This window comes from Stenotrophomonas maltophilia complex sp. Om-AH-Sm3, from assembly GCF_059337855.1.
Map to the genome: position 1 here is coordinate 122,290 of NZ_JBYBLQ010000008.1, position 16,719 is coordinate 139,008.

Genomic DNA, 16,719 nt, shown 5'->3' on the forward strand with positions numbered 1-16,719 from the left:
TGCCTCAGGCCTGGCCGGCGGCGGGCGCCGAGGCATTGTGGGAAGCATGCGGCTGGGGCGACTGCAGCGAAGGCAGCAACTCGTCCGGACCCTTGCGGATCGCCTTGAGCATCAGCTTGATCTCGACCACGATCAGCGCGGTGTAGATCGCGGTGAAGCCGGCCAGGGTCAGCACGATTTCATGCAGGGCCAGGCCCGATGCCGCATAGAAGGTCGGCAGCACGCCATCGACCGCCCACGGCTGGCGACCATACTCGGCCACGAACCAGCCGCACTCGATCGCGATCCACGGTGCCGGCAGCGTCCACAGGGCCAGCTTGAGGAACCAGCGCTTGTCCTGGAAGTTGTTGCGGCACGAGTAGTAGAAGGCCAGCGCGAAGAAGGCGATCAGGTAGAAGCCCAGGCCGGCCATCACGCGGAAGGTCCAGAACAGCGGCATCACGCGCGGCACGGTATCCATCGCCGCCTGCGAGATCTCCTGCGGGGTGGCGTTGAGGATGTCATCGCGGTAGCGCTTGAGCAGCAGGCCGTGGCCCAGGTCCTGCCAGTGGCGGTCGAACATCTCACGTGCTTCCACGTCGTTCTTGTTCGCACGCAGGCGTTCCAGCGCGCCGTAGGCGAGCTGGCCGCCGCGCACGCGGTGTTCGGCGCGCTCGACCAGTTCCAGGATGCCTGGAATCGGCTGGTTCAACGAACGGGTGGCGATCAGGCCCATCAGGTAGGGGATCTTCACCGCATAGTCGTTCTGGTGGGTGTTCTGGTTCGGGATGCCGAAGGCGGTGAAGTCGGCCGGCGCACGCTCGGTCTCCCACATCGCTTCGATCGCGGCCAGCTTCATCTTCTGGTGTTCACTGGCGGCGTAACCACTCTCGTCACCCAGCACCACCACCGACAGCGAGGACAGCAGGCCGAACGCTGCGGCCACCGCGAACGAACGACGGGCCAGGTCCTTGTGCTTGTTGCGCAGCAGGAACAGGGCACTGATCGCCATCACGAACACCGCACCGGTCACGTAGCCGGCGCTGACGGTGTGCACGAACTTGGCCTGCGCCACCGGGTTGAACACCACCGCCATGAAGTCGACCACTTCCATGCGCATGGTTTCCGGGTTGAACACCGCACCGGTCGGGTTCTGCATCCAGCCATTGGCCACCAGGATCCAGATCGCCGACAGGTTGGTGCCCAACGCCATCAGCCAGGTCACCATCAGGTGCTTGACCTTGGTCAGGCGATTCCAGCCGAAGAAGAACAGGCCGACGAAGGTGGCTTCCAGGAAGAACGCCATCAGGCCTTCGATAGCCAGCGGCGCACCGAAGATGTCACCGACGTAGTGGCTGTAGTAGGACCAGTTCATGCCGAACTGGAATTCCATGACGATGCCGGTGGCGACGCCCATGGCGAAGTTGATGCCGAACAGGACACCCCAGAACAGGGTCATCCTGCGCCAGATCTCCTTGCCGGTCATCACGTACACGCTCTCCATGATGGCCACCATGAAGGACAGGCCGAGGGTGAGCGGTACGAATAGGAAGTGGTACATCGCGGTCAGCGCGAATTGCAGCCGCGACAGTTCTACGACTGTCTGATCAATCATGGCCTGGCTACCTCGTGGGATAGTGCCGTTGCAGGTGGCGGGAAGGGTGGTCTACGACGTGAATGATGTGACCGACTACTTCAAACAGCCTTGATCCAGATCAATGTATGAACAGGTGCCCCGGTTGATCGTATGCCAACCCGATGAAGACTGCGACCGCTGGCCGCAGAGGCCGGCCATTGCCTGCGCCTACAATGCCGTGTCTCCCCCATCGCCCGTGAAGACCCCTTGAGCGCTGCCGAAACGACCCCTGACAGCCTGTCCCCGGAGGCCGAAACGACCCGCCAGCGGCGCGCCCGCAGCGCGTGGCTGGCCGATCTGGCGCGGCCTGCTCGAGGCCGCCAGCGGCTGGCGGCACTGTGCATCAGCCTGTCCGGTGCCCTGTTGATCGGCCAGGCGGCCGCCATCGCCTGGCTGGTGCAGCAGGTGCTGGTAGAGCGCGCGCCGCTGGCCTCGGGGTTGCCGGTGCTGGGCGGTCTGGCGGCGATCCTGGTGGCGCGCACGCTGCTGGGCAGCGCCACCCAGGCCGCCGCCGGTGATGTGGCCGATGCCGCGCGGTTGGCCCTGCGTGAACGCGTGTTCGGACGCCTGCTTGGCCATGGGCCGCTGTGGCTGCGCCAGCGCCGCACCGGCGAACTGGGCGAATTGATGCTGCATCACGCTGATGCGATCGAGAGCTATTACAGCGGTTTCCTGCCGGTACGCACCGAAGTAGTGGTGGTGCCGCTGCTGATCCTGGCCGCCGTAGCCTGGGTCGACTGGGTGGTGGCGCTGATCCTGCTGTTCACTGCACCGTTGGTACCGTTCTTCATGATGCTGGTGGGCTGGGGAGCCGAAGCGGCCGGCCGCGCGCAGCTGGGTGAGCTGGCGCGGATGAGCGGCCATTTCGCCGACCGCATCAAGGGCCTGGGCCTGCTGCGCCTGTATGGCCGCGGCGAGGCTGAGCTGGAGGGGATCGAGGCGGCTGCCGAAGGTGTGCGCGTGCGCACCCTGAAGGTTCTGCGCATCGCTTTCCTTTCGTCCACGGTGCTGGAGTTCTTCGCCTCGGTCAGCGTGGCGATGGTCGCCCTGTACCTCGGGCTGAGCTATCTGGGCATGATGTCGCTGCATGCAACGGTACCGACGCTGGGGGCGGGCCTGTTCTGCCTGCTGCTGGCGCCGGAATTCTATGCGCCGCTGCGACGGCTGGCCGCGCACTACCACGACCGTGCCAATGCGCTGGCTGCCGCTGCCGAGGTGGAGCGCCTGCTGCAGTCGCTGCCCGATGAGCAGGGCCTTATCGAGAAAGAAGCTGCGCCGCTGGCGGTGGAGCCGGCCGAGGCCGCGCTGCCGCCGCTGCGGGCACAGGGTCTGGTGCTGCGTCCGCTGGGCGCGCCGCACGATGTGCTGCAGGATCTTGACGTGCTGCTGGAACCGGGCCAGCGCCTGGCCCTGGTCGGTCCCAGCGGGTCCGGCAAGAGTACGTTGCTGGAGGCGCTGGCCGGTTGGCTGCCGCCGCGTGCCGGCAAGCTGCAGGTGCTTCCCGGCGTGCAGGTGGCCTATGCCAGCCAGCGTCCGTACCTGTTCCACGGCAGCATCGCCGACAACCTGCGCCTGGCTGATCCCGGCGCCAGCGATGCGCGCCTGCGCGCGGTGGCCGAGGCTTCGCAGGTACTGCAGTTTGCGCAGCGCCTGCCGCAGGGGCTGGATACGGTGATCGGCGAACGTGGCTTCGGCCTGTCCGGTGGTGAGGCGCGTCGCATCGGCCTGGCCCGCCTCCTGCTGCGTGATCCGCAGGTGCTGCTGCTGGACGAACCCACCGCGTTCCTGGATGCCGATACCGAAGCGGCATTGCTGCGCAGCCTGGCCGCATATGCACGTGGCCGCAGCGTGGTGGTCGCCACCCACAGCCCGGCGGTGATCGCCTGGGCCGATCGTTGCCTGCTGCTGCCGGAAGGCCGCCTGGTGGAACCGGCACAGGCGGTGCGCGCATGAGCCGTTCGCCCGATTCGCTGCGCGCGGTGTTCCTGCGCCATCGTCCGCGCCTGTTGCTGACGATCCTGTTGTTGTGGACCACGATGCTGGCCGGCACTGCATTGCTGGGCCTGTCCGGTGGTTTCCTCACCGCGGCCGCGCTGGCCGGTGCCGCAGGCCTGGGGCAGGGATTCAATTTCTTCTCGCCGTCTGCGGGTATCCGTGGCTTGACCATGGCGCGCATCGTGTCGCGCTACTTCGAAAAGCTGGTGGGCCACGATGCCACCCTGCGCATCGCCCGCGATCTGCGCGTCTGGTTCTTCCGCCGCGCGCTGCCACTGGCGCCGGCACGGCTGGGCGCTACGCGCACCGGCGAGCTGCTGGCGCGACTGCTGGGCGACATCGGCGAGGTGGATGGCCTGCTGGTACGGGCGATCGGGCCGCTGGTGGCACTGGGTGCGCTGTCGGTGGTGGCGGTTGCATCGGCGGCGCTGATCCTGCCGTCGGCGGCAGTGCTGCTGGCGGTGCTGGCGCTGCTGATCGCCTTCGGTGTGCCGTGGCTGGGCGTGCGTGGCCACGATGAGGAAGAAGCCGACCGCGCCGCGCATCGCGCCGCATTGCGCACCGCGGCCTTTGAAGGGTTGGAAGGGGCGGGAGATCTGGCCGCGCTGCATGCCGATGCCGCGTGGCAGCTGAAGGTGCGCGTGGCAGCCAAGCAGTTGGCCTCGCGTGACCGCCGCCGTCGCTGGCGCCTGATCGCGGCCTCGACCCTGCACGGCCTGGTGGCCGGGCTGGGCCTGGTGGCGATGCTGGCGTTGGCCCTGCACGCCGCCGAACAGCAGCGCATCGCGCCGGAGATGGCGGCGGGCCTCGTGTTCCTGACCGTGGCGTTGATCGAACTGTGGGCCGGCATGGGCCTGGCCTGGCAGTCGCTGCAGTCCGGGCGCATTGCCGCAGATCGCCTGCAGGCGGTCGTCGAGCAACCGCCGACGGTGGACGATCCGCAAGTGCCACAGCCGGTGCCGCAAGCCGCGCGCGTGCATTGGGACGATGTGCATTTCCAGTGGCCGGGCGCGGCGCGGCCGGTGCTGTCCGGTCTCCAGCTGACCCTGGCGCCAGGCGAACGCATTGCCATCCGCGGCGACAGCGGCAGTGGCAAGACCACGCTGTCCAGCCTGCTGCTGCGGCTGTGGGATCCGCAGCAGGGGCGAATCACCTATGGTGGCCGCGATCTGCGCGACGTCGCCCAGGCTGAGTGGCACCAGCAGCTGGCGTGGCTGCCACAGAACGCACCGGTGTTTGCCGGCAGCGTGGCAGAAAACCTGCGGTTGGGCGATCCCGATGCCAGCGACGCCGCCTTGTGGGCGGTCCTCCGTCGCGTGCGCCTGGGCGACTGGGCCGAGCGCAACGGTGGCCTGCAGGCCTGGGTGGGCGAGAACGGCGCGACGATGTCGGCCGGCCAGGCGCGACGGCTGGCGCTGGCGCGGGCGCTTCTGCGCAACGCGCCGATCCTGCTGCTGGACGAACCAACCGAAGGGTTGGACGTGGATACCGCACGTGCGCTGCTGCACGATCTCTCCGGGTTGCTGGACGGGCGCAGCCTGTTGATGATCACCCACGACGACCTGCCCGAAGGCGTGGTCGATGCGCAGTACCGGTTGCGTGATGGGGTGTTGATCCGCGAATCGTGACGATGGTCCGGTAGTGCCGGCCGCTGGCCGGCAATTGAAGCGTCTGAGGTTGCCGGCCAGCGGCCGGCACTACCGATGGCGAGGGTTATCGCGAAAATTCGCGCAGCAGTACCGCGATCGAGGCCACGTTGGCCAGCACGCACAGCCAGAACACCCATTGGAACGCGGCCTTGCGGTGCTTGTGGCGGAACATCGCCTGGCCCAGCAGCGCGCCGGGCCAACCACCGGCAAAGGCCAGCAGCTGCAGGGTGCGCTCGGGAATCCGCCACTGCTTTCGCTGCGCCGCGCGCTTGTCATGGCCATAGAGGCCGAACGACACCGCGCTGGCCAGCACGCACCAGCCACCCAGCCACAGCGGCAGCACGCTGCTGATCATCAATGCAGCCAACGCGCCGAAGGCGGCCAGCGCGAGATTACGCCGCCACGCCACTTACAGCGCGTCGAGGAAGCCGCGCACGGCCGGGCCGAAACGCTCGAAATCGACGAGGAAGGCGTCGTGGCCCTGCGGCGATTCCAGGCCGATGAAGTGCGCATCGGCACCGCCGGCGCGCAGGCCATCGGCAATCTGTTGCTGCTGCTGCACGGGGAACAGGATGTCGGTGTTGGCGCCGATCGCCAGCGCCTTCTCCACACGGATCTTCGCAAGCCCGGCCAGCACGTTGCCGTCGGCATACTCGGCCAGGTCGAACCAGTCCATCGAGCGGCTCAGGTACAGGTAGCAGTTGGGATCGAAGAAACGCACGAAGCGCCGTGCGTGGCCTTCCAGATAGCTTTCCACCTGGAATTCCAGGCCGAACGGATCGTCGTCGGTCTGGTCCGAATCCAGCCGCACGCGGCCGAAGCGGCCATCCCACTCCAGCGCCGAGCGGTAGGTGATCACGCCCAGCTTGCGCGCCATGCGCATGCCGGACTCGGGGTACTCGGCATCGTCGTAGTGGCCGCCATTCCAGCGCGGGTCAAGGCGGATTGCCTCGCGCTGCAGCGAGCGGATCGCGATCGAGAACGGCAACGCCTGCGCGCTGCCGGAAATGTTGACGTGGCTGCGCGCGATGCCCGGATGCAGCATCAGGATGGCAAGGGCCGTCATGCCGCCCATCGAGTTGCCGACCACGCAGGCCAGCTGCCCGATGCCCAGCGCACGCACGACTTCGATCGCGGCGCGAGCGCCGTCTTCGATCGACAGCTCGGGGAAGTCCAGGCGGTAGGGCTCACCGTTGGCCGGGTTGAGCGAAGCGGGGCCGGTCGAGCCCTTGCAGCTGCCCAGCGAATTCACGCACACCACGAACCAGCGGTTGGTATCGATGGGTTTGTCGGGGCCAACCATCGCTTCCCACCAGCCCGGTGCCGGATTGGCCTCGTTTGCGGCCGCATGCGCATCCGGCGACAGGCCGGTCACGATCAGGATCGCATTGCTGGCGTCAGTCGCCAGCGTTCCCCAGGTCTCGTAGGCCACCCGTGCACCGTGCAGGGCGCCACCGCGCTTGAACGGGAAGGGCGAGGGCAGGGCGTGGAAGCGGGTGCCGGGCGGGATGAATTCAGTCATGCGGGCATTCTAGCGGGGCCGCATGTGGAGCTGGCGACACGCTGGCTTCCATCGGCGATGCAGGTAGTGCCGGCCGCTGGCCGGCAACCTCATGAATCCTGATGCGCCTGCGTGGTTGCCGGCCAGCGGCCGGCACTACCGGGCGGCGCGTTATGGAAACCGCAGTTCCACCACGCCTTCATGCGGCAGGCTTATCTTCACCGGAACGCTCTGCAGGTCATCCTCGCTGCGGTTGGCGCTGCCGCTGCGCGAGATGCGTGCCAGCACTTCCACTTCGCGATGGGCCGACAGCGGTGCGGTTGGCATCGGACTGTCAGCGTCGCCCAGCGCAACCGTGGCCGGGAAGCCGGCCAGCGGCAGCTTGCGAGCGGCCACCGGCATCGGCGGTCCATCCACGGCGCGCGCCAGTACGAACACCTGGGTGCTGGCTGGCCAGTCGGCGTTGTTCAGTGCCGGCAGCTGCACGCGCACCTGCAGCAGCGCCGCTGGCGCCGCAGCGCCAGCATCGGGCGCCTGGCCAGCGGCCTCGCGGGCAATCGCGATCTGCGCCTGCAGCGCCTGCGCGGCGCCGGGCTCAAGCCGTGGCAGCAGGCCGCTCCACACGTCCGCAGCCTCGGCGTTCTTTCCGCGCTGCCGCAGGGCGATGCCCAGCAGCCAGCTGGCGCGCTCGGCGTCGGGGGCCAGTGTACGTGCCTGCTGCAACCAGGCCATCGCAGTGTCATCGAACTGCTTGCCGGCATCAGCCTGCGCGCGCGCCTGCGCGGCTTCCACCAGCACGCCCGGATCATCCGGTGCCAATTCGGCGGCCTTCGCGAAGGCGTCTGCCGCAGCTGAGGCATTGCCCAGTTCGGCCTGCGAACGCCCGAGCAATGCCCAGCCATCGGCACGCTGAGGGTCGCGCTTCAGTGCATCCTGCAGGGCCTGCACGCCATCGCGCAGGGTGGCTACCGACGGCGTCGGCTGCACCTGTGCTGCACGCGGATCACCGACCAGCAGGTACAGGCAGGCACCGGCCACGCCCAGTGCGAACACGCCGACCACGAAACCGCGACGACCTTGGTGGCGCAACGGCCACAGCACCAGTGCTGCCATCAGCGCAGCAACCAGGCCGGCCAGCACCGGCAGCCAATGGTTCACCATTCGTCTCCTTCATCGGCCTTGCCGGCCGGTGCCGCGCCGACGGTGCGTCCACGTCGGCGGACGATGCCCAGCACCACCAGTGCACCGGCGCCGAGCACCAGCAGGGGGCCACCCCACAGCAGCCAGGTGCCCGGCTGCAACGGTGGTTGATAGAGCACGAACTCACCGTAGCGGGCGACCAGGAACTGCTTGATCTGTGCGTCGTCGTGGCCCTGCTGCATCAGCTGCAGCACCTCGCGGCGCAGGTCCTGCGCGATCTGCGCATTGGAATCGGCCAGCGACTGATTCTGGCACTGCACGCAGCGCAGCTGCGCGGCCAGGTCATGGAAGCGGCGTTCCTCGGCATCATCGCGGAACTGCAGCGGCTGCGGATCGTGCAGCGGCTGCTGGGCCAGCGCGGCCAGCGGCACCATCAGGAGCAGCAGCGCCAGCAGCCAGCGCATCGGCTCAGGGCGCCGTATGCAGGGTGTTGCCGGCACTGCCCTGGGCCTTCTCGATCTTCTGCAGTGCCGGGATCAGCTTCTCGTCGACCACGCGCTGGGTCATCGCGCCACTGTACTTCCAGCGCACGATGCCACTGCCATCGACCAGGAACGTCTCCGGTGCGGCGGTCACGCCCCAGTCGATCGCGGTGCGGCCCTCGACGTCACTGAGCACCACCATGAACGGGTTGCCCAGCTGTTCCAGCCAGTGCAGCGCGTCGGTCGGATCATCCTTCCAGTTGTAGCCGATCACGCGCACGCGCTTGCTCTCGGCAAAGCGGGTCAGCACCGGATGTTCTTCGCGGCAGGCGGCGCACCAGCTGCCCCAGACGTTCAGCAGATAGGGCGCACCGCGCAGGTCGTCGCTGTGTACGATCATTTCCGGGTCATGCAATACCGGCAGCGCGAACGCCGGCGCCGGCTTGTCGATCAGGGCCGACGGCAGCACGTCGCGCTGCGGGTCGCCCGATTTCATCACCCCGTAGATCATCAGCCCGAGCAGGCCGAAGAAGAACAGCACGCCGATCACGATGGCTACCGGCGGCAGCGGGCGGGAGGGGCGCGGGGCGGGGGACTCGGACATGGGAACTCCTACGGACGACGGAAACGGCGGTCGGCGGCGGTGATGAATCCGCCCAGGGCCATCAGCAGCGCGCCCAGCCAGATCCAGCGCACGAACGGCTTGATGTGCACCCGTACCGCCCATGCATTGTTGCCCAGCGGCTCGCCCAATGCCACGTAGACATCGCCGTCGAAGCGTGCATCGATGCCGGCCTCGGTCATCACCTGGCCGCCGCTGGCGTACTGGCGTTTCTCGGGATGTAGCAGGGCCTGCTCGCGGCCGTTGCGGAGCACCCGCAGGTGGCCCCGATCAGCGATGAAATTCGGCCCTTCGCGATGGTCCACGCCTTCGAAACGGACTTCGTAGCGACCGACCACCAGCTGCTGCCCTGGTGCCAGCGCCACTTCGCGCTGCACGTTCAGCGCTTCCACCAGCAGGGCGCCGGCCAGGAACACGGCGATGCCGGCGTGGGCGACGATCATGCCGAGCATCTCGGCGGTGAAGCGGCCATTGCCGCGCAGGCGCTGCCAGACGAAGCGTGCGGTGCCGAGTGCGACCCATGCCGCAGCGGCGACGCCGATGCCGGCCTTCCAGCCATTCTGCGGTGCCTGCCACCAGGTCAGCGCGCCCAGCAGCAGCGACAGGCCCAGCCAGGGTGCCAGCAGCGCGAAGGCGCGCGAGGGCTGGTCACGCTGCCATTTCACCAGCGGGCCGAACGGCAGCAACAGGATCATCGGTGCCATCAGCAGCAGGAACAGGCTGCCGAAGTAGGGCGGGCCGACCGAGATCTTGCCCAGCGACAGGGCATCGGCCAGCAGCGGGTACAGCGTGCCCAGCAGCACCATTGCGCAGGCGGTGGCCAGCAGCAGGTTGTTGGCCAGCAGCAGGGTCTCGCGCGAGGTGGCGGTAAAGCCACGGCGCGGGTCGTCGGCGTCCACGCTGAGCTGGCTGGCGCGCAGCGCGTACAGCAGCAGGCTGCCGCCGACCAGCACCGACAGGAACACCAGAATGAACAGGCCGCGCGAGGGATCGGCAGCGAACGAATGCACGCTGGTCAGCACGCCCGAGCGCACCAGGAAGGTGCCCAGCAGCGACAGCGCGAACGCAGCGATGGCCAACAGCAGGGTCCAGCTGCCGAAGGTGCCCCGTTTTTCGGTGACGGCCTGTGAATGGATCAGTGCCGCACCGACCAGCCACGGCATGAAGCTGGCATTTTCCACCGGGTCCCAGAACCACCAGCCGCCCCAACCCAGCTCGTAGTAGGCCCACCAGCTGCCCAGTGCGATGCCCAGGGTCAAAAAGCCCCAGGCGACGTTGGTCCACGGCCGCGTCCAGCGCAGCCAGCGCGCATCCACGCGACCTTCCAGCAGCGCGGCCACTGCGAATGCGAAGGGCACCGCGAAGCCTACGTAGCCCAGGTACAGCATCGGCGGATGGATGATCAGCCCCGGGTCCTGCAGCAGCGGGTTGAGGTCGCGGCCTTCCAGCGGCGCCGGGTTCAGGCGCAGGAACGGATTGGAGGTGAAGATCAGGAAGGCGAGAAAGCCGACGCTGACCACGCCCATCACTGCCAGCACGCGCGCCTGCACCGGTGCCGGCAGGTGCCGCGAAAGCAGCGCCACCGCGCCGGTCCACAATGCCAGCACCAGCGCCCACATCAGCAGCGAGCCCTCATGCGCGCCCCACACCGCCGAATAGCGGTAGATCAGCGGCAGCAGCGAATTGGAGTTCTCGGCCACGTAGCGCACCGAGAAATCCTGCTGCACGAACGCGGCGGTCAGCACCGCGAAGGCGCCGGCCAACAGCAGCAGTTGCGCGAAGGCGGCAGGCCGCGCCACTGCCATCCATCCCGCGTTGTTGCGATGCGCACCGACCAGCGGCAGGCCGGCCTGCAGCAGCGAGGCCAGCAACGCACACAACAGCAGGATCTGACCCAGTTCGGGCAGCACTCAGCGCACCTCGGGGGCCGTCACCGGCACGTCGTGCTTGCGATGGGCATCGCCCATCTTGTCGGCCACTTCCTTCGGCACGTACTTCTCATCGTGCTTGGCCAGCACTTCGTCGGCGACGAAGACACCGTCCTGCAGGCGGCCACTGGCGACCACCGCGGTGCCTTCGGCGAACATGTCCGGCAGGATCCGCGAGGTGGTCACCGCCAGCTGTGCATCGCCGTCGGTCACCTCGAAGCGCGCCTCCAGCGAGCCCACCGGGCGGTCGAAGGAGCCCTTCACCACCATGCCGCCCAAGCGGAAACGCGACTGTGCATCGACATCGCCGCGCAGCACTTCCGAAGGGGTGTACAGGTAGGCGATGTTGCGCTCCAGCGCCATCGCCACCAGCGCGGTGGCCAGGCCGGAGGCGAGCAGGGCCAGCAGCACCCATACCAGGCGGCGACGCTGCACCGGGGTCATCGTTCCAGCTCCGTCGACAGCGTCGTCGCCGCGTCCTGCCTGCCAGCGCGGGTCTGCTGCCGCTGCTGGCGGGCCAGTGCCAGCCGGCGCGCCACGCGCAGGCGCAGCCACGAACCGAGGGCATCGGCGCTGAGTACCAGCACGAATACGGCGTAGGCGCCGATCACATAGGGCAGGTGGGTCATGGCTGGGCCTCCCGGGAGGCGCGCGCGGCATCGACACGGCCGCCGACCCAGGCCTTGCCGGCCTCGCGGTCGAGATTGTCGGCGCGGGCCTTGGCCAGCACCGAACCGGCGAACCAGAACTTGGTGCCGATCACCATCCACCACAGCGGCGCGATCATCGCGCTGCTGATCGCCGATTCACCGAACACGCTGATCGACTGGCGCTGGTGCAGGCCACCCCACCAGTCCACCGAATAGCGGATCACCGGCAGCAGGCTGACACCTACAATCGCCAGCAGGCCAGCGGCGCGCGCGGCGCTGCGGCGGTCTTCGATGGCGTGGTACAGGCCGATCACGCCCAGGTACAGGAACAGCAGTACCAGTTCGCTGGTCATGCGCGGGTCCCAGTCCCACCAGGTGCCCCAGGTGCCCTTGCCCCAGATGCTGCCGGTCAGCAGGGTGATGAGGGTGAAGCCGGCGCCCATCGGCGCGCAGGCCATGGCCAGGATCTCGCAGACCTTGATCCGCCAGATCAGCGCGATCGCGGCATACAGCGCCATCAGCGCGAACACGAACAGGCTCATCCAGGCACTGGGCACGTGGATGTAGAGGATCCGGAAGCTGTCCAGCTGCTTGGCTTCAGGCGGCACCACCAGCAGCGCCTGCCACATGCCGACCAGCAGCACCGGCACTGCAGCAAGGTAGAACACCCGCGACCAGCGGGCAGCGAAACGGTCGAACGTGGGAGGCGAACCGAGTTGGTGGAACCAGCGGACAATCGGATTCATGCGTGGCGGCTATCCAGCAGGGGTGGATTGGCTCTCAGCTCGGTCAACTCAGAGAAATACGTATTGCAGCGGCGGTGGCCAGCGGCGCCAGCACCAGCGCGACCAGCAGGCCGGCGCCCAGCATCAGCAGCGCACCGACCGGATCCTGCCCGCGCCCGGCTGCCGCCAGGCTGCCTGCGCCGAACACCAGCACCGGCACGTACAGCGGCAACGACAGCAGCGCCACGAGAATACCAGAGCGCCGGATGCCAACGGTCAGTGCGGCGACCACGCCACCGATCAGGCTCAGCAAGGGCGTGCCCAGCAGCAACGATGCCAGCAACATCGGCAGCTGGTCATGCGGCAGATGCAGCATTTCGGCCAGCAGCGGGCTGACCACGATCAGCGGCAGTGCCGTGGTGGCCCAGTGCAGCAGCACGCGCACCAGTACCAGCCAGGCCAGCGGCACCGGCGCCAGCAGCCACTGCTCCAGCGAGCCATCTTCGGCGTCGGAACGGAACAGCGAATCCAGCGACAGCTGTCCCGCCAGCAGCACGGCCAGCCACAGCACGGCGCCGGCGGTGGCGGCCAGCAGTTGTGGCTCACGACCCTGGGCCAGCGCGAACAGCACCACCACCAGCACCGCGAACAGCAGCGGTTGCAGCGCGTCGCCGCGGCGGCGCCAGAGCAGGCGCAGGTCGCGCTTGAGCAGGGCGCCTGCGGTCTGCCACAGGCCTGGTTCGGTACCCGGCGCGATCATGCGGCACCGCCTAGGTCGAGCTGGCGGGTACGTACCGGCGGTGCGGCATAGGCGCCATGGGTGGTGACCAGCGCAGCGCCGCCGGCGCGCAGGTGCGCCGAAATCATCCGGTTGACCAGGGTGATGCCCTCCAGGTCGAGGTTGGCGTAGGGTTCGTCGAGCAGCCACAGTGGCGCCGGCGACAGCCAGATGCGCGCCAGTGCCAGCCGCCGCTTCTGCCCGGCCGACAGGTGGCGTACCAGAGTGTCTTCGTAACCGGCCAGGCCGACGATGGCCAGCGCGTTGCCGGGCATCTGCCGCGCACGGCGGCCGTGCAGGCCACACAGGAAGTGCAGGTTTTCCAGCGTGCCGAGGTCCGGCTTCAGCGCCGGCAGGTGGCTGAGATAGGCGACATAGCGCGCACGCTCTGCGTTGCTGGAGGGCTTGCCGTCGATCCGCACCTGGCCGGCGCCGGGCCGGGCCAGGCCGGCCAGAACGCGCAGCAGGGTGGTCTTGCCGGCGCCGTTGCCACCCTGCACCAGCAGGGCTTCACCCGCGTCCACATGGAAGTCCAGCGGGCCGAACACCGGCTCGTCATTGCGGGAGAAGCTCAGGCCGCTGGCGGCCAGCAATGCAGGGGTGTTCAAGGGGCAGGGGTCTTCATGCCGGAGTGCGGTCGCAATTGTAGCGGTGAATTCACGGGGTAGTGCCGGCCGCTGGCTGGCAATTTCTCCAACTGCCAGCCGAGGTTGCCGGCCAGCGGCCGGCACCACCGACGCGCGGATTGCGTAAACTCGGAGGCCTTGTTCCCCACAGTCCAGGCCGATGCAACCCACCACCAAGCTGCCCAAGGTCGGTACCACGATCTTCACCGTGATGTCCCAGCTCGCCGCCGAACACGGCGCGGTCAACCTGGGCCAGGGTTTCCCGGACTTTTCCGCGCCGCAGCGCCTGATCGATGAGACTGCCAAGGCGATGGCCGCCGGGCTGAACCAGTACCCGCCGATGACCGGCGTGGCCCCGCTGCGCCAGGCCATCGCCCAGAAGGCGCTGGACTGCTACGGCGCGCAGGTGGATGCGGACAGCGAGATCACCGTCACCAGCGGCGGCACCGAGGCCATCTTCAACGCCATCCACGCCGTGGTGCGTGCGGGCGAGGAAGTGATCGTGCTCGACCCGGCCTACGACTGCTACGAGCCGGCGATCGACCTGGCCGGCGCCAAGGCGGTGCATGTGTCGCTCGATCCGCAGACTTTCGCCGTCGATTGGGATCGCGTGCGTGCAGCGATCTCCCCGCGCACCCGCATGTTGATCGTCAACACCCCGCACAATCCGTCCGGCGCGATGCTGTCGGCGCAGGACATGCAGGCGCTGGCCGAACTGCTGCGCGGCACGCAGATCTACCTGATTTCCGATGAAGTGTATGAGCACATCATCTACGACGGCCGTCGCCATGAGTCAGCGCTGCGCTACCCGGAACTGCGCGAGCGCGCGTTCGTGATCTCCAGCTTCGGCAAGACCTACCACTGCACCGGCTGGAAGATCGGCTATGCGATCGCGCCGCCGGCGCTGACCGCCGAGTTCCGCAAGGTGCACCAGTACAACACCTTCACCAGCTTCGGCCCGGCGCAGTACGGTTTCGCCGCGATGATCCGCGATGAGCCGGAACACCACCTGGAACTGGGCGCGTTCTACCAGGCCAAGCGCGACCGCTTCCGCGAGCAGCTGGCCAGCACCCGCCTGAAGGCGCTGCCGGTACCGGGCGGCTACTTCCAGCTGGTCGACTACTCGGCCATCAGCGACCTGCCGGATCATGAGTTCGTGAAGTGGCTGACCATCGAGAAGGGCGTGACCGCCATCCCGCTGTCGCCGTTCTACGAGACTCCTCCGGCCGGCCAGCGCCTGGTGCGCCTGTGCTTCGCCAAGAACGAAGCGACCATGGACGCGGCGATCGAACGCCTGCGCGTGCTGTGAGCGGAGCCGTAGACATGCAGGACCTGCGCATTTCCCTCGTCCAGGGCGACACCCGCTGGCACGACCCGGCCGGCAACCGTGCCTACTATGGCGCGCTGCTGGCGCCGCTGGCCGGCAGCACCGACCTGGTGATCCTGCCGGAGACCTTCACCAGTGGTTTCTCCAACGAGGCCATTGCCCAGGCCGAAGGCATGGACGGCCCGACCGTGGCCTGGGTACGCGAGCAGGCCAAGGCCTTGAATGCCGCGGTGATCGGCAGCGTGCAGCTGCGCGACGGCGAGGGCGTCTACAACCGCCTGCTGTTCGCCATGCCCGATGGCGACCTGCAGTACTACGACAAGCGCCACCTGTTCCGCTACGGCGGCGAGCACGAGCGTTATGCCGCCGGCCGTGAGCGCCTGAGCGTGGAATGGAAGGGCTGGCGGATCAATCCGCAGGTCTGCTACGACCTGCGCTTCCCGGTGTTCTGCCGCAACCGCTACAACGTCGAGCGTCCGCAGCAGCTGGACTTCGATCTGCAGATCTTCGTGGCCAACTGGCCGTCGGCGCGCGCCTATGCATGGAAGACCTTGCTGCGCGCGCGCGCGATCGAGAACCTGTGCTTCGTGGCGGCGGTGAACCGCGTCGGCGTGGACGGCAACCAGCTGCACTACGCCGGCGACAGCGCGGTGCTGGATTTCCTCGGCCAGCCGCAGGTGGAGATCCGCGAACGCGAACAGGTAGTGACCACCACCATCTCGGCCGATGCCCTGGCCGCACATCGCGCGCGCTTCCCGGCGATGCTCGATGCCGATGCCTTCCACCTGGACGAACAGGCCTGAGCCACGGCCTGAACACCACCGCACCAGCGCGCGCGCGTGCATCCAACGTGCACGCGCACGCTGCTAGATTCGCCGCCAGTCCGACCGAACTGGAAGTCCCGCCATGAACAAGCCCTTCGCCCTGCTGCTGGCCCTGTCCGCTGCCACGCTGGCCCCGGCCGCGCACGCCGCTGGTAACCTCGATTGCCAGCTGCGCTACAACCTGTCCGGCTGGTCGTTGATCTACAAGACCGCGTCGGGCAACGGCACCGTCAGCTGCAGCAATGGCGCCAGCCTGCCGGTGCGCATTGAAGTGAAGGGCGGCGGCCTGACCGTGGGCAAGTCGAAGATCACCAATGGCCGTGGCAGCTTCACCGGCGCGGTGAGCGTCAATGAGCTGCTGGGCACCTACGCCTCGGTCGGTGCGCATGCCGGCGCAGTGAAATCCAGCAACGCGCAGGTGATGACCAAGGGCGACATCTCGCTGGCCCTGTCCGGCACCGGCAAGGGCTGGGATCTGGGCGTGGACGGCGCCGCCTTCACCATCAGCCGGCGCTGATCCCAAAAAAAGGGGACGGAGGGGATTAAGTCGCTTTCGCCCCTTTGAGGCAAAAACGACTTAATCCCCTCCGTCCCCTTTTTGTATCAGATGCCGTCGGTGTTGGTGCGCACGATCAGCTTCCAGCGGATGTCGCCCTCGTGGGGCGCGTGCTGGTGATGGGATTGGGGCGGGAATGGATCGTTCTTGTTGCACGTCACTTCACGCTTGCAGCCCTTGCACCGATAGATGCCTGACGCCTGGACCTTCTCGGCCGGGCCATGCGTGTCAGTCCATACCTGTGTGACCTTCTCTGCCTGCAGGTGCGCTGCTTCGGTGTACCACGCCATCGTCAATGCCT

General features: G+C 67.8%; 18 protein-coding genes. 5 read left to right on the plus strand and 13 right to left on the minus strand.

Translation table 11 applies throughout. From position 1 onward, the window contains the following. Positions 1-4 precede the first annotated feature (4 nt). Positions 5-1,594 (minus strand): cytochrome ubiquinol oxidase subunit I, encoded by a 1,590-nt coding sequence (locus AC10QF_RS11770; protein WP_494542249.1) that lies wholly within the window; start codon positions 1,592-1,594, stop codon positions 5-7. Positions 1,595-1,822: 228 nt separating this feature from the next. Between AC10QF_RS11770 and cydD the strand changes: the two genes are divergently transcribed. Both cydD and cydC read left to right on the plus strand, forming a co-directional pair. Next, entirely contained in the window at positions 1,823-3,568 is a 1,746-nt protein-coding gene (cydD, locus tag AC10QF_RS11775) for a thiol reductant ABC exporter subunit CydD (RefSeq protein WP_494542250.1), read from the plus strand. Then, positions 3,565-5,238 (plus strand): thiol reductant ABC exporter subunit CydC, encoded by a 1,674-nt coding sequence (gene cydC / locus AC10QF_RS11780; RefSeq protein ID WP_494542251.1) that lies wholly within the window; start codon positions 3,565-3,567, stop codon positions 5,236-5,238. Before cydD ends, cydC begins: the two co-directional genes overlap by 4 nt. An 85-nt stretch (positions 5,239-5,323) precedes the next feature. Here cydC and AC10QF_RS11785 read toward each other — a convergent pair whose 3' ends face one another. The 11 genes from AC10QF_RS11785 to ccmA form a co-directional block, all read right to left on the minus strand. Then, positions 5,324-5,668, minus strand: a complete 345-nt coding sequence (locus AC10QF_RS11785; RefSeq protein ID WP_069139778.1) for a DUF1294 domain-containing protein — start codon at positions 5,666-5,668, stop codon at positions 5,324-5,326. After that, positions 5,669-6,781 carry a homoserine O-acetyltransferase MetX gene (gene metX, locus AC10QF_RS11790; protein WP_494542252.1) on the minus strand — a complete coding sequence of 371 codons (1,113 nt, stop codon included), beginning with the start codon at positions 6,779-6,781 and terminating at the stop codon, positions 5,669-5,671. Between the two features lie 150 nt (positions 6,782-6,931). Then, positions 6,932-7,921 carry a tetratricopeptide repeat protein gene (locus AC10QF_RS11795; protein WP_494542253.1) on the minus strand — a complete coding sequence of 330 codons (990 nt, stop codon included), beginning with the start codon at positions 7,919-7,921 and terminating at the stop codon, positions 6,932-6,934. Continuing rightward, positions 7,915-8,364: a cytochrome c-type biogenesis protein gene (locus tag AC10QF_RS11800; protein ID WP_065178270.1), complete on the minus strand. Its 450-nt coding sequence runs from the start codon at positions 8,362-8,364 to the stop codon at positions 7,915-7,917. Before AC10QF_RS11800 ends, AC10QF_RS11795 begins: the two co-directional genes overlap by 7 nt. Before the next feature lie 4 nt (positions 8,365-8,368). Next, positions 8,369-8,986: a DsbE family thiol:disulfide interchange protein gene (locus tag AC10QF_RS11805; protein WP_005417655.1), complete on the minus strand. Its 618-nt coding sequence runs from the start codon at positions 8,984-8,986 to the stop codon at positions 8,369-8,371. Positions 8,987-8,994: 8 nt separating this feature from the next. Further along, entirely contained in the window at positions 8,995-10,914 is a 1,920-nt protein-coding gene (locus AC10QF_RS11810) for a heme lyase CcmF/NrfE family subunit (RefSeq protein WP_494542254.1), read from the minus strand. Next, entirely contained in the window at positions 10,915-11,376 is a 462-nt protein-coding gene (ccmE, locus tag AC10QF_RS11815; protein WP_069139775.1) for a cytochrome c maturation protein CcmE, read from the minus strand. After that, complete coding sequence (locus tag AC10QF_RS11820; RefSeq protein WP_005417652.1) at positions 11,373-11,561, minus strand: heme exporter protein CcmD; 189 nt, start codon at positions 11,559-11,561, stop codon at positions 11,373-11,375. Before AC10QF_RS11820 ends, ccmE begins: the two co-directional genes overlap by 4 nt. Then, positions 11,558-12,328, minus strand: a complete 771-nt coding sequence (gene ccmC, locus AC10QF_RS11825) for a heme ABC transporter permease CcmC (RefSeq protein ID WP_005417651.1) — start codon at positions 12,326-12,328, stop codon at positions 11,558-11,560. Before ccmC ends, AC10QF_RS11820 begins: the two co-directional genes overlap by 4 nt. Before the next feature lie 43 nt (positions 12,329-12,371). Further along, entirely contained in the window at positions 12,372-13,067 is a 696-nt protein-coding gene (gene ccmB / locus AC10QF_RS11830) for a heme exporter protein CcmB (protein ID WP_006456616.1), read from the minus strand. Continuing rightward, on the minus strand, positions 13,064-13,918 hold the full coding sequence (ccmA, locus tag AC10QF_RS11835) for a heme ABC exporter ATP-binding protein CcmA (protein ID WP_428993237.1): 855 nt from the start codon (positions 13,916-13,918) through the stop codon (positions 13,064-13,066). Before ccmA ends, ccmB begins: the two co-directional genes overlap by 4 nt. On the opposite strand from ccmA, the gene AC10QF_RS11840 reads away from it, so the two are divergent. From AC10QF_RS11840 to AC10QF_RS11850, 3 genes are all read left to right on the plus strand, one after another. Further along, on the plus strand, positions 13,872-15,020 hold the full coding sequence (locus AC10QF_RS11840; protein WP_069139773.1) for a pyridoxal phosphate-dependent aminotransferase: 1,149 nt from the start codon (positions 13,872-13,874) through the stop codon (positions 15,018-15,020). The two genes, ccmA and AC10QF_RS11840, sit on opposite strands and share 47 nt — an antisense overlap. 14 nt (positions 15,021-15,034) lie before the next feature. Next, positions 15,035-15,841, plus strand: a complete 807-nt coding sequence (locus tag AC10QF_RS11845; protein ID WP_494542255.1) for an amidohydrolase — start codon at positions 15,035-15,037, stop codon at positions 15,839-15,841. A 103-nt stretch (positions 15,842-15,944) separates the two neighbouring features. Then, entirely contained in the window at positions 15,945-16,379 is a 435-nt protein-coding gene (locus AC10QF_RS11850; protein ID WP_005417639.1) for a hypothetical protein, read from the plus strand. Positions 16,380-16,465: 86 nt separating this feature from the next. On the opposite strand, the gene AC10QF_RS11855 is transcribed toward AC10QF_RS11850, so the two are convergent. Beyond that, entirely contained in the window at positions 16,466-16,708 is a 243-nt protein-coding gene (locus AC10QF_RS11855) for a hypothetical protein (RefSeq protein WP_005417638.1), read from the minus strand. Between the last annotated feature and the right edge of the window lie 11 nt (positions 16,709-16,719).